The sequence below is a fragment of the Dolomitihabitans soli genome (assembly GCF_022213955.1).
In the GTDB taxonomy this organism is placed as follows: domain Bacteria; phylum Actinomycetota; class Actinomycetes; order Streptosporangiales; family Streptosporangiaceae; genus Streptosporangium_A; species Streptosporangium_A soli.
Map to the genome: position 1 here is coordinate 421,264 of NZ_JAKNTW010000005.1, position 12,407 is coordinate 433,670.

The following is a 12,407-nucleotide window of genomic DNA, read 5'->3' on the forward strand; positions in this document are numbered from 1 at the left end:
GGCGGAGCTTTGGCCGTGCGCCCGCGCCGCCGCTCAGCCGGGGCGGGCTCAGCGGGGCGGGCTCAGCGGGGCCGGACGCAGCGGGGCCGGGCTCAGTCGGGTGGGCGTCAGCCGGGCGGCTCATCTGAAGTGGCGGCCGACGCGGGAGGAGACGCGGGCCGCCAGGTTGCGCGGGATCAGCCTGCCGGCGGCGACGATCAGCTTGTAGCGGAGCGAGGGGACGCTGACGACCTTGCCCAGGGCCAGGTCGCGCAGGCCCTCCCGGATCACCTGGTCGACCGGGATCCACAGGATGCCGGGGATCCCCGAGGTCTCCATCCCGGCACGCTGGTGGAACTCGGTGCGCACGAACCCCGGGCACAGGGCCATGACGCGCACCTTGGAGCCGTACAGGTCGGCTCCCGCCGACTCGCTGAAGTTGAGCACCCACGCCTTGCTCGCGTTGTAGGTGCCGCTGGCGAAGAACGCGGCGACCGACGCCACGTTGATCACGGCGCCGCGGTCGCGTGAGCGCATCGAGGGCAGTGCGGCCAGCGTCAGCCGCAGGACCGCCTCGCAGTGCACGCGGAGCATGCGCGCCTCGTCGTCGGCGGAGACGTCGGGGAACGCTCCGGGGTGGGCGAAGCCGGCGTTGTTCACCAGCAGGTCCACCCCTTCCCGCAGGCGCTGCTCGACGGCCGAGAGTCCCTCCGGCGTGCCGAGGTCGGCGGGCAGGGTGTCGGCCGCCACGCCGTACCTGAGGGTGAGCGCCGCGGCTGCCTCGTCGAGCCGTTTCTCGTCGCGGGCGACCAGTACCAGGGCGAATCCGTCGGCGGCGAGGCGGCGGGCGAAGGCGGCGCCGATCCCCGAGGTGGCACCCGTGATCAATGCGGTAGGCATGAGTGCAGGGTAACGGCACCGCTCGCCGTGGCCGCGTTCAGTCTTTCATGACGCGGGCGATCAGCTCTTCGACCTGGGTGTTGAGCCTCGCGCCGCGGGGCCAGCCCGCGTAGTGCGTGAGGAAGAGGACGATCTCCCGCAGCTCCTTGGGGGTGAGTTCGCCGGTTCGCAGGGCGGCGTCGAGCTGGACGTTCACGGCGTCGTCCAGGTTCTGGCCGACCAGCAGGCCGATCAGGAGGAGGCGGCGCTCCCGCACGGTGAGCACGTCACGTGCCCACACCTCCGCGAACAGGTGCTCGACGGTCTTCGCGAGGAAGTCGCCGGGGCCGTCATCCCCTTGGTCCCTGCCGTAGACCGACTCCATGATCTCCAATCCGGGCTCCCGGTCAGGAGCGTTGTCGATGCTCCTCACGCGTGCGACCCCTGCTTCAGACGAGGGCGGAAACGCGGGCGCGGAGGCGCGGGATTCGGTAATGTCGCCGAGGGCGGTGATGACCACGGCTGTCACCCGCGCGGTCCGTGCCGACCTCGCCGTCTGGCCGACGGAGAGGTGAAACGCCTGTGCTTCTGGGGTGCGACCTCAAGGAAGATCCTTTCCGGGCGAGCGGGCGAGCGGGCGGCCGGCGGTGAAGACCGGGGAATTCTCCTCCCTTCTGAAGGGAGGAGACCGAATGCTGTCTCCTAACAGGACTCCTGTCACCACGTTGAGGGCGGTCGTTCGCGAGTGGGTTGCGCCGTGACGTTCATTGCCAATTTCGGCCCCGACAACAGAGTGGTTTCACGCGGGCATTTCCACCCGTACCCATATGTCGTGTCTGAGAGGCCGGCGTTACAGCCGGATGAGGTCGAAACCAGGCGATGGCCAGGCCGTATCGGCGCCGCCGGGCAGCTGTTGATCTACTTTGTAAAGGCGGTGGGGCGGCAGCGCCGGCGAGCGCGTGCTGCGGAATCCGCCACGGACACGGCTCCGATCCGGCCCGCCTGGAGGTCTTGGAGCGGCCAAGGGCGGAAGAACCGGAAACGGCATGTCGCGCCGCGCCGCTCGGGTACGCCGGTGGCCGGGACGCGCCAGGAGATCACAGGTCGCGAAATTTGGGCCTTTCGCGACTTCCCTAATGGCCTGACTCTCAGTGCAGGCACGTGGCAAACCCTTTAGACCACGTGCCTGAGGAGGGTTTCATGGGACGCCGATTACTCATTGGGCTGGCGGTAATCACGCTGCTGTGCCTCAGTGGGATCACCGGGGTGGGAGCCTCGGCGGAACCACCGCCGAACAGGCAGTACCGGGTCGAAGGACCGGCCACGGCCCAGCAGCGCAGCGCGGTCGCGCGCGTGGGAGCCGCCATCGACGAGGTGGCCGCCACCTCGGTGGTGGTGACCGCGTCGGAGACGGAGGTCGCCGAGATCAAGAAGCTCGGGTACACGGTCACCGTGCTGCCCCGTCCGTTAGCCCCGGCCCTGCCCCAGCCGCAGGACTTCCCGCCGGCCGACTCCGGCTACCACAACTACGCCGAGCTGAACGCGGTGGTGAACCAGGTGGTCGCCGATCACCCGACGATCGCCCGCAGGATCAGCTACGGCAGTTCCTACGAGGGCCGCGACCTGATCGGCGTCAAGATCAGCGACAACGTGGCCTCCGACGAGAACGAGCCCGAGGTGCTGTTCACCCACCACCAGCACGCCAGGGAGCACCTGACCGTCGAGATGGCGATCTACCTGCTCAACCTGCTCACCGACGGCTACGGCTCCGACAGCCGCATCGCAGACGTGGTGAACGGCCGGGAGATCTGGATCCTGCCCGACCTGAACCCGGACGGCGGCGAGTACGACATCGCCACCGGTTCCTACCGCTCCTGGCGCAAGAACCGGCAGCCCAACTCCGGCTCGTCCGCCGTCGGCACCGACATGAACCGCAACTGGGGCTACAACTGGGGCTGCTGCGGCGGCTCTTCACCCACCCCCTCCAGCGACACCTACCGGGGAGCAGCCGCCGAGTCGGCGCCGGAGGTGCGCGCGGTGGCGAACTTCGTCCGTTCCCGCGTGGTGGGCGGCGTGCAGCAGATCAAGGCGCACATCGACTGGCACACGTACGGCGAGCTGATCCTGTGGCCCTACGGCTACACGTTCAACGACACCGGTCCCGGCCTGACGCAGGACGACAGGGACGCGCACGCCACACTCGGCCAGAGCATGGCCTCCACCAACAACTACACCCCGCAGCAGGCGAGCGACCTCTACATCACCGACGGTTCGATCGACGACTGGATGTGGGGCACCTACAAGATCTTCAGCTACACCTTCGAGATGTATCCGGTGAGCTCCTCGCCCGGCTTCTACCCGCCGGACGAACAGATCGGGCCGCAGACGACCCGTAACAGGGAGGCGACCCTGCGCCTGCTGGAGTACGCCGACTGCGTCTACCGGATCATCGGCAAGGACGCCCAGTACTGCGGCGGCACCCCGCCGACCGTCGTCTACACGGACACCTTCGAGACGGCCACCGGATGGGCGACGGTCCCCGGCGCGGCCACCGCCGGCCTGTGGGAGCGCGGCGACCCCGAGGCGACCACGTCCAGCGGGGCCAAGCAGCTCGGAACCACGGTCAGCGGCGCGAACGACCTGGTCACCGGGCGTCTCGCCGGCGCCGCCGCAGGCGATCACGACGTCGACGGCGGCCTGACCTCCATCCAGTCGCCGCCGATCACGCTGCCGGCCTCGGGCACGCTCACGCTCTCCCTGTCGTGGTATCTCGCCCACGGTTCGAACTCCTCCAGCGCGGACTTCTTCCGCGTGAAGGTCGTGGGCTCGACGACCACCCAGGTGTTCCAGCAACTCGGTGCGGCCACCAACCGCAACGGGGCGTGGAGCACGGCGACCGCGAACATCTCCGCGTTCGCCGGTCAGAGCGTGCGCATCCTGATCGAGGCGTCCGACACGTCCACGGCCAGCCTCGTCGAGGCGGGCGTGGACAACGTGCAGATCACCCGCCAGTGACCGGGTGATCTCCGGCGGGCGGATCGGGCAGGCCCGCGTACGGCCTGCGGAGCACCCGCCGTCCATGACGGCTGGAACCCGATCCTCCTGACCACGTCACCAGCGGTGCCGCCCGGAACCGGATACCCACATCCGGCCGTATCGGGCGGCACCGCCCCAATGAAACCGCCCCAATGAAACCGCCACAAACAAACCGCCATAAAGAGACGGCTCCAGGACCGCCCACTGCGCGGCGGTCAAATCCCCACGGCCCACCCAAGGATCATCCTGGAAGTCGATCACTCATGTGATCCACTTCTGAAACAGGCCGTAGGACCGACCGCTGTCGGCCGCCGCTCAGGTAGCTGCAATCGGACGCAATGCAGCTCTGCGCTGCCGCCCGCCCAGTCTGTGTGTCCTTAAGAAGGCCGCGTCACCTCGAACGAGTAGCAGAGCCTCTCTAACACGAGTTCTGCGGGCTGAGGCCTGCAATGGCCAGCTGGAACAGGCGGTTCGCGCGGGTGGCGGGGTCGGGGTGGTGCTCTGTTGCGAGGGCGATGCCGACGATCAGTGCGATCAGGTCGGCGACGGTGATGCCTTCCGCCACCGCGCCGTCCTGCGCGGCGCGGCGCAGCAGGGGGTTTCCCGCCTCTTCCAGCATCGCCGAGCAGGTGTTCTCGTGTACGGAGTCGAGTTCGGCCCCGTCGTGAACCAGTGCCGGCGCCAGTCCCCGGGCCGCGACGCAGTAGGCGACGACGTCGCTGAGCCATTCCAGGAGCGCATCGCGGCTGTTGCCCTTGCCTGCCAGTTCGCGGGCGCGGTCGCTCAGGGCCTCGATCCGTTGGTGGGAGACCGCCTCCAGCAGTGCCCGGCGGGTCGGGAAGTGGCGCCGTACGGTCGCCGAGCCGACCCCCGCGATGCGGGAGATCTGTTCCAGGGAGGCGCCGGCGCCGTGCGCGGCGACCTCCTCCTCGGCCACGGCGAGGATGCGCGCGTAGTTGCGCCGGGCGTCCGCGCGTTGGCGGTCGGGCATGGCGTCGTCTCCAAGGTTGCTAAGTGGCGGGCCCCGCCGTATCGTACCGCAAAGAAAACGGCGGGCCTCGCCGTTTATGAGTCCGAAGGGGAACCATGTCCACCGATTCCGCGCCTGTCCTGGTCACCGGCGCCACCGGCAAGCAGGGCGGGGCCACCGCACGTGTCCTGCGCGCGGCCGGCATTCCTGTCCGCGCCCTCGTGCGCGATCCGGCCGCCGCCCGGGCCAAGGCCGTCGAGGCGCTCGGAGCCGAACTCGTCACCGGCGATCTTCACGACCGCGATTCGGTGGTCCGGGCCGCCGAGGGCGTGCGCGCCGTCTTCTCCGTGCAGATAGCCGCCCTGACCACCGAAGGCTTCGATTTCGACGGAGAGGTAGCCCAGGCCGTCAACCTCATCGAGGGCGCGAAGAGCGCGGGAGTGCCGCAGTTCGTGCACACCTCCACCAGCGGTGCCGGCCAGCACACCGAGACACCCGGCTGGATCCCAGGCCGCTGGGGCTCGCTGGACGACAGCCTGGGAGCCAAGAGCACGATCCAGGACCGGGTACGCGCGGCCGGCTTCTCCCACTGGACGATCCTCAAGCCGGCCTTCTTCATGGAGAACTTCCTGCCCTCCATGGCGTTTCTGTTCCCCCGCGGCATCGAGGGCGGGCTGGTGAGCGTCGTCAAGCCCGAGACGCGGCTGTCCCTCGTCGCGGTGGACGACATCGGCACCGCGGCCGCCGCGGCCATGGCCACACCCGAGCGGTTCGACGGGCTGCAGCTGGAGCTGGCGAGCGACTATCTGTCCATGACGGGGATAGCCGAGGTCCTCTCTCGAGCGTTGGGCACACACCTGTCCGCGCCGAACATGACCGAGGAAGAGGCGCTCGCCGCCGGAATGCCGGCGATGGGCATTTCGCACGAGTGGATGAACGTGGCCGGTCAGCCAGCACGCCCGCAATACGCCAAGGACCTTGGCCTCCCGCTAACCAGCTTCGAGGAGTGGGCGCGGCAGCACGTGCGGCCCACGCTCCCCTGACGCGCGTCCGGGCGGCGGCGAGGTAGAGGCTGGTGCCGGTCCAGCCGTGGTGGTAGGCGACGCGGCCGTCGTCGGCGAGGATCCAGGCCAGGCCGCGCTGCCAGGACCTGACCCCCGCAGAGCGCGATGACCAGCGACAACGGTCGTTGCCCCGGCCCACGGAGCGGGTATCGACCGTGGACACCACCGTCGATACCAGGGGCGATACAGCCATGAAACAGTCCGCGCCGATCAGCGGAGAAGACGTCGATCAGGAGCAGCAGAACATCCGGTACGAGCTCGCGATCCTTGCCTTTCGTCTGCTCGATGCCGAGAAGGCGGCTGCCGGAGTTGAACCCTGGGTGAACAGCCCTGACGCATACGGAGAGCTCCTTGGCTGCTGGCAAACGGAGAACGGCACACTGGGGCGCCTGATCGTGCTGCGTGGCTTCGCCGACGACGCGGAGCTACTGCGGGAGCGGATGCGAGCGCGTGCCAGTGACCGGCCGTTCGGCGCCGGTGATCATCTGACCGATCTGACGACGCAGAGTTTCGTTCCGTTCCCGTTCGTCCCGCCGGTGCGAACGGGCCCGTTCGGGCCGGCGTACGAGATCCGCGACTATCACCTTCGGCCTGGCGGCCTTCCCGCGACGATGGCGGGCTGGCGAAAGGCCTTGCCGGCAAGGCACCGCATCGATCCGTTGACGGTGGTGATGTACGCACTGGACGGTCCCGATCGTATTCTCCAGATCTGGCCGTTTCACAGCCTTGACGAGCGGGTCGCCATCCGCAGAGATCTGTATGCGTCGGGGCAGTGGCCACCGCCGGGCGGGCCCGAGCAGATCCTCGAAGCCACCTCGGTGATCGCCTGGCCGACGCAGTTCTCTCCGCTCACCTAAGGACACCGGTCGCTGAACCGGCACTGAGCACTTGAGCCGGTTATGCCGCCGTCCAGCGGCTCACAACCGGCATTGTGAACGCAACCCGGGGCCGACCGGGGAACCGGCGCGTTCGCCGGTGTTCCCCGCCGGGCTGCCCGCGGCCGGACCGCGGCGAGCGTTGTGTACATGGCCCAGTACTCCGGTGCGTGCCAGCTCCGACCGCCGTTCACCCCAAGATCATCCCAATGTGGGGTTTGGGCTTATGTGGGCTGACCCCCTCCTTGACTCGAGGCGGCTCACCTGAGATTCGAGCTTGGATCGAGGCCGGTCAGGCTGGCGGTGGAGGTCCACAGGCGCGCCGCGAGTACGGTGTCGGCCAGCTGGCCTTGGATGGGTTCGAGGGTGGGCAGGCCGCGGATCCCGAATATCCGAGGTCCCCAGAGCTGGCCGCCGCGCACGGACGGGTCGAGGACGGCCCGGACGGCGGGCCAGGCGGCGGCCTCCTTGCTCTGCAAGAGGAGGCCGGCCAACAGGCCGCGCAGTCGTACGCCGGTGGTTCGGAGGTGGACTGGCGGGCGTGAGGGGGTGAGGGAGTCGAGTGCGCCGCCGGGGTGGGTGATCACGCTCAGCGTCGTGCTGCCGGCGGCGCGCAGGCGGCGGTCGAGTTCGAAGCCGAAGAGCATCTGCGCGAGTTTTGATCGTACGTAGGTGCGTTTCGGCCGGTAGTCGCGTGCGCTCTGGAGATCGTCAAGGTCCAGAGTCTCGGACTTCGCCGTGAAGCTGCCGGTGGCGACGACGCGGCTCCCGGGACCCGGGGGCCCTTCACCAACGATCTCCCGCCCGAACTTCGGCGCAAGCGCGACCTGATCGTCAGCACGCCCGCCCTGCGGGAATACTCACGCAAGCTGTGGATAGCCAGCGAGGGGGCACTGGCCGAGGCGGTCGCCGCCGAGAGCGGCCGCGACCCCTCCGACATGACCGTCCGCGCTCTCGCCCGCTATGTCCTGGAGATCCCCGAGCTCGCGGGCACGGAACCCGACCCCCTGGCCGCGCTGAACGCCATCTTCGACCTTCTCGCATCCGGCTGGCCCGAGTCGCCCAAAGAAGCCTGACCAAGCCCCCGCCTGGCCGACTCGCCCGCCGCGCTGAAGCCGGTGATGCCGTCGACAGTGCCATGGGCACACCGCAGCAGAGCGACGGCGTATGCCGTGTTCATCCGGCACGCTCGCAGACCGAGACCAGGTCGGCGAGCGGCCGGATTCGGCACGGTCAGGCGGCGCCGCCCCAGACCGAGGCCAGGTCGGCGAGCGGCGGGATTCGGCGCGGTCAGGCGGCGCCGCCCCAGACCGAGGCCAGGTCGGCGAGGAGGGGGACCAGTTCGGTGTCGTCGGCGGTGGCGAGCGCCGACCTGGCCACCTCCGCGCCCCGCCGGTAGCTCTCCGCCTGCTCCTGCGCCCAGGCAGGGGTACGGCCGAGCGCCCCGGCCAGCAGGCCGGCGATGTGCGGGGCGGCGTCGGCGCCGCTGTCGCGCGTCTCCAGCCCGGCCCGGCTCCGGCGGCGCAGCACGTCCTCGACGGTCATCGCCGCCTCGTACCGTGCCGCGTAGATCACCTCGGCGCGCAGCAGCGACGGCGCGCCGGGCACGGGTTCGAGCAGGGCGGGGTCCCGGCGGCCCATGGAGAGCAGCGTCGGGTAGTCGGAGCCGTAGCGGCTCGCCAGCCGTTCCACCGCGGCGACGTCCACGCCCGCGGCGGCGGCGGCCGAGTCGCGCCTGGCCCAGGACTGGGCGAATCCGGCGGCTCCCACCAGCCCGAGGTGGCCGGTCGGGGACGCCTTGACGCCGAGTCCGCGCGTCGCGGCGTCGACCGCGTCACGGGCCATGATCCGGTAGGTGGTCAGCTTGCCGCCGACGATGACCACGCACCCGGGCGCGACCTCCTTGACGACGTGCTCCCGGCTGATCGACTGCGTCTGGTCGCGGGTGGGCTGGTCCACGAGCGGGCGCAGGCCGGCGTAGACGCCGAGCACGTCGTCGGGGGTCAGCGGCTCGCGCAGCCACCGGTTGGCCTCGTCCAGCAGGTAGCGGACGTCGCCGCCGGTCGGCAGCACCGGACCGGGACCGATCTCCCACGGCGTGTCGGTCGTGCCGAGCAGCACCACGTCGCCGGTCGGGATGACGAACAGCACCGACCTGGGGGTCCGGGCGATCAGGGCGCTGGTCATGGGCAGCCGCTCGCGGGGGATGACCAGGTGGACGCCCTTGGAGGCGCGCACGCGGACCCGCTGGTCGCCGAGCATCTCCTGGGTCAGCCCCGACCACGGCCCGGTCGCCAGCACCACCCGGCGGGCGCGGACCGTGAACCGCTCGCCGCTGAGCAGGTCCTCGCAGGTGGCCACGGTGTGGTCCATCCTGGAGGCGAGTGCGATGACCCGGACCCGGGTGAGCACCGTGGCGCCCTCCCGCGCCGCCGTACGGGCCAGGGCGACGACCAGGCGGGCGTCGTCCACGTGCCCGTCGTCGTAGGCCAGGGCGCCCACGGCCGCGTCCCTGCGCAGGTGCGGGACCTCCTTCAGCAGGGCGCGGCGGGACAGGTGGCGGTGCCGGCGGAAGCCGTGGCGGTCGCCGATCCCGGCCAGCGCGTCGTAGAGCGTCAGCCCGGCGCCGACGTAGCCGCGCTCCCACACCCGGTGGGTCAGCGGGTAGAGGAATGACAGCCTGCTCACCAGGTGCGGAGCCAGCTCGCCGAGCAGTCCCCGCTCGTGCAGGGCCTCACGGACCAGGTTGAACTCCATCTGCTCCAGGTAGCGGACGCCGCCGTGGAGCAGCCTGCTGGAGTTGCTGGAGGTACCCGAGGCCAGGTCGCCGGACTCCAGCAGCGCCACGGTCAGCCCGCGCGCCGCCGCGTCGAGGGCCGCTCCGGCGCCCGTCGCGCCGCCGCCGACCACCAGCAGGTCCACCGTCGAGGAGGTGAGCCCGGTCAGGTCGTCGTCGCGGCGCAGCGGGTCGAGGCCGGCTCCGGCGCCGAACGGCAGCCCGGCCGCGGTGGGTTCCATCGTCTCGTGTGTCATTTTTTCGCCCTTTCACCCGACCAGCTCTTCGCTGATCTTGTGCAGCCGGCCGTCGAGGAAGAGGCCGTTCTCCACGCTGCCGGTGCCGTCGGTCCACCTGCTGCCGACTCGGACGCCGACCTCGCGGCCGTCGTGCCGGGGCGCAGGCGCCATGCCGTACGCCCCGGAAACGGGGTGGTCAGCGGTTCTTGTCGAGGCCGGCGCGGCGGAGGGCTTCGGCCATGGCGCTGTTGGCCGGCGGGGTGCCGCCCTGACGTTGCTGGCCGCCGCCGCGACGGCCGTCCTTGCCGCCGCCCTTGGGGCGTCCCTGGCCGCCGCCCTGGTTGCCGCCCTGGCCACCCCCCTGACCGCTGCCCTGGTTGCCGCGTCTGGGGTCGGCGGCCGGGTCGCGGCGGGTGGGCTCGTCGTCGAGGCGGAGGGTGAGGGAGATGCGTTTGCGCGGGATGTCGATCTCCAGCACCTTCACCCGGACCACATCGCCAGGCTTGACCACTTCGCGGGGATCCTTCACGAAATTTCTGGACATGGCGGAGACGTGGACCAGCCCGTCCTGATGCACGCCCACATCGACGAACGCGCCGAACGCGGCGACGTTGGTCACCACGCCTTCGAGCAGCATGCCGGGATTGAGGTCGGAGAGCTTCTCCACGCCGTCGGCGAAGGTGGCGGTCTTGAAGGCGGGCCGGGGATCGCGTCCCGGCTTCTCCAACTCCTTGAGGATGTCGGTGACCGTCGGGAGACCGAAGGTGTCGTCGACGAACTCCTGCGGCTTGAGCGTACGGAGCACCGTGCCGTTGCCGATCAGCGTGCCGAGGTCGGCGCTGGTCGCCTTGAGGATGCGCCGGACGACGGGGTACGCCTCGGGGTGGACGCTGGAGGAGTCGAGCGGGTCGTCGCCGCCGGGGATGCGCAGGAAGCCCGCGCACTGCTCGAACGCCTTCGGCCCGAGCCTGGCCACCTGCTTCAACGCCGTCCGTGAGCGGAAGGGGCCGTTGCTGTCGCGGTGCAGCACGATGTTCTCCGCCAGCCCGGACCCGATCCCGGAGACGCGGGTGAGCAGCGGCGCGGACGCGGTGTTGACGTCGACGCCGACCGCGTTCACACAGTCTTCGACCACCGCGTCGAGCGAGCGGGACAGCTTCAGCTCCGACAGGTCGTGCTGGTACTGGCCGACCCCGATCGACTTGGGGTCGATCTTGACGAGCTCGGCCAGCGGGTCCTGCAGGCGCCGGGCGATCGAGACCGCGCCGCGCAACGACACGTCCAGCTCGGGCAGCTCCTGACTCGCGTACGCCGAGGCGGAGTAGACCGACGCCCCGGCCTCGGACACCACGATCTTGGTGACTCCGGGGACCAGCTTCACCAGCTCGCCGGCGAGCTTGTCCGTCTCCCGCGACGCCGTGCCGTTGCCGATCGCGACCAGTTCGACGCCGTGGGTGGTGGCGAGCCTGCCGAGGGTGGCGAGCGACTCATCCCATCGCTGCTGCGGAACGTGCGGGTGGATGGTCGCGGTCTCCACGACCTTGCCCGTCGCGTCGACGACCGCGACCTTCACGCCGGTCCGGAAGCCGGGGTCGAGCCCCATGGTCGCCCGGGTGCCGGCCGGCGCCGCGAGCAGCAGGTCGCGCAGGTTGGCGGCGAAGACGCGCACCGCCTCCTCCTCGGCCGCCTGCCACAGGCGCATCCGCAGGTCGATCCCGAGATGGACCAGGATGCGGGTGCGCCACGCCCAGCGCACGGTGTCCGTCAGCCACTTGTCGGCCGGCCGGCCGTGGTCGGCGATCCCGAAGCGCTTGGCGATGCGCGCCTCGTAGCCGCCCTCCGCGTCGTCCTCAGGCTCCAGCGCGAGCGTGAGGATCTCCTCCTTCTCGCCCCTGAACATCGCCAGGATGCGGTGCGAGGGCAGCTTGGTGAACGGCTCGGCGAACGCGAAGTAGTCGGAGAACTTGGCGCCGTCCTCCTCCTTGCCCTCGCGCACGGCCGACTTCACGCTGCCCCGCGACCACATCCGCTCCCTGAGCGTGCCGATGAGGTCGGCGTCCTCGCCGAACCGCTCGACCAGGATCGACCGCGCGCCGTCGAGCGCCGCCGCCGCGTCGGCGACCCCTTCGGTGACGAAGCCGGCCGCCTCGCTCGCCGGATCGAGACCCGGGTCGGCGAGCAGCCGGTCGGCCAGCGGTTCCAGCCCAGCCTCCCGGGCGATCTGCGCCTTGGTCCGCCGCTTCGGCTTGAACGGCAGATAGATGTCCTCCAGGCGGGCCTTGGAGTCGGCCGCCATGATCTGGGCTTCGAGCGCGTCGTCGAGCTTGCCCTGCGACCGGATCGACTCCAGGATCGCGGCCCGCCGTTCCTCCAGCTCGCGCAGGTAGCGCAGCCGTTCTTCGAGCGTGCGCAACTGGGCGTCGTCGAGCGTGCCCGTCGCCTCCTTGCGATACCGGGCGATGAACGGCACGGTCGCGCCGCCGTCGAGCAGGTCGACCGCCGCCTGCACCTGCCGCTCGCGTACGCCGAGCTCCTCGGCGATCCGCTGATGTATAGAGGTCGTCACGATCCTCCGCCTTCCCCCTTGGT

The 12,407-nt window shown here is 70.4% G+C and carries 11 protein-coding genes; 4 read left to right on the top strand and 7 right to left on the bottom strand.

All coding sequences use genetic code 11. The features are described 5' to 3' along the window. Positions 1–120: 120 nt before the first annotated feature. Both MBA17_RS12810 and MBA17_RS12815 read right to left on the bottom strand, forming a co-directional pair. Positions 121–879, bottom strand: a complete 759-nt coding sequence (locus MBA17_RS12810) for an SDR family NAD(P)-dependent oxidoreductase (RefSeq protein ID WP_238496626.1) — start codon at positions 877–879, stop codon at positions 121–123. 37 nt (positions 880–916) lie between these two features. Beyond that, a complete protein-coding gene (locus tag MBA17_RS12815; protein WP_238496627.1) occupies positions 917–1,291 on the bottom strand; it encodes a carboxymuconolactone decarboxylase family protein in 375 nt (124 codons plus the stop codon). 767 nt (positions 1,292–2,058) lie between these two features. On the opposite strand from MBA17_RS12815, the gene MBA17_RS12820 reads away from it, so the two are divergent. Beyond that, entirely contained in the window at positions 2,059–3,873 is a 1,815-nt protein-coding gene (locus tag MBA17_RS12820) for a M14 family metallopeptidase (RefSeq protein ID WP_238496628.1), read from the top strand. A gap of 439 nt (positions 3,874–4,312) precedes the next feature. Here the strand turns inward: MBA17_RS12820 and MBA17_RS12825 are convergent, their stop codons facing one another. Next, entirely contained in the window at positions 4,313–4,885 is a 573-nt protein-coding gene (locus tag MBA17_RS12825) for a TetR/AcrR family transcriptional regulator (RefSeq protein WP_238496629.1), read from the bottom strand. Between the two features lie 95 nt (positions 4,886–4,980). Here MBA17_RS12825 and MBA17_RS12830 point away from each other — a divergent pair, with 95 nt between their 5' ends. After that, positions 4,981–5,907 (top strand): NmrA family NAD(P)-binding protein, encoded by a 927-nt coding sequence (locus MBA17_RS12830; protein WP_238496630.1) that lies wholly within the window; start codon positions 4,981–4,983, stop codon positions 5,905–5,907. A gap of 176 nt (positions 5,908–6,083) precedes the next feature. Next, positions 6,084–6,785 (top strand): NIPSNAP family protein, encoded by a 702-nt coding sequence (locus tag MBA17_RS50390; RefSeq protein ID WP_238496631.1) that lies wholly within the window; start codon positions 6,084–6,086, stop codon positions 6,783–6,785. 278 nt (positions 6,786–7,063) lie between these two features. Here MBA17_RS50390 and MBA17_RS12840 read toward each other — a convergent pair whose 3' ends face one another. Beyond that, positions 7,064–7,450 (bottom strand): SDR family NAD(P)-dependent oxidoreductase, encoded by a 387-nt coding sequence (locus tag MBA17_RS12840; protein WP_238496632.1) that lies wholly within the window; start codon positions 7,448–7,450, stop codon positions 7,064–7,066. A gap of 60 nt (positions 7,451–7,510) precedes the next feature. On the opposite strand from MBA17_RS12840, the gene MBA17_RS49400 reads away from it, so the two are divergent. Further along, positions 7,511–7,879 (top strand): acyl-CoA-like ligand-binding transcription factor, encoded by a 369-nt coding sequence (locus MBA17_RS49400; protein WP_455432757.1) that lies wholly within the window; start codon positions 7,511–7,513, stop codon positions 7,877–7,879. Positions 7,880–8,093: 214 nt separating this feature from the next. Here MBA17_RS49400 and MBA17_RS12855 read toward each other — a convergent pair whose 3' ends face one another. The 3 genes from MBA17_RS12855 to MBA17_RS12865 are packed head-to-tail and all read right to left on the bottom strand — an operon-like array spanning position 8,094 to position 12,384. Next, positions 8,094–9,836, bottom strand: coding sequence for a glycerol-3-phosphate dehydrogenase/oxidase (locus tag MBA17_RS12855; protein ID WP_238496634.1), 1,743 nt, complete (start codon positions 9,834–9,836; stop codon positions 8,094–8,096). A gap of 12 nt (positions 9,837–9,848) precedes the next feature. Beyond that, a complete protein-coding gene (locus MBA17_RS12860; protein WP_238496635.1) occupies positions 9,849–9,989 on the bottom strand; it encodes a DUF2804 family protein in 141 nt (46 codons plus the stop codon). 25 nt (positions 9,990–10,014) lie between these two features. Beyond that, the gene (locus tag MBA17_RS12865; protein ID WP_238496636.1) at positions 10,015–12,384 is read right to left on the bottom strand and encodes a Tex family protein; all 2,370 of its coding nucleotides are present in this window, start codon (positions 12,382–12,384) and stop codon (positions 10,015–10,017) included. Positions 12,385–12,407 lie beyond the last annotated feature (23 nt).

Coding starts and splice junctions, on each gene's coding strand:
- MBA17_RS12810 (WP_238496626.1), bottom strand. CDS start 879: ATGCCTACCGCATTGATCACGGGTGCCACCTCGGGGATCGGCGCCGCC.
- MBA17_RS12820 (WP_238496628.1), top strand. CDS start 2,059: ATGGGACGCCGATTACTCATTGGGCTGGCGGTAATCACGCTGCTGTGC.
- MBA17_RS12825 (WP_238496629.1), bottom strand. CDS start 4,885: ATGCCCGACCGCCAACGCGCGGACGCCCGGCGCAACTACGCGCGCATC.
- MBA17_RS12830 (WP_238496630.1), top strand. CDS start 4,981: ATGTCCACCGATTCCGCGCCTGTCCTGGTCACCGGCGCCACCGGCAAG.
- MBA17_RS12840 (WP_238496632.1), bottom strand. CDS start 7,450: ATGCTCTTCGGCTTCGAACTCGACCGCCGCCTGCGCGCCGCCGGCAGC.
- MBA17_RS12855 (WP_238496634.1), bottom strand. CDS start 9,836: ATGACACACGAGACGATGGAACCCACCGCGGCCGGGCTGCCGTTCGGC.
- MBA17_RS12860 (WP_238496635.1), bottom strand. CDS start 9,989: ATGGCGCCTGCGCCCCGGCACGACGGCCGCGAGGTCGGCGTCCGAGTC.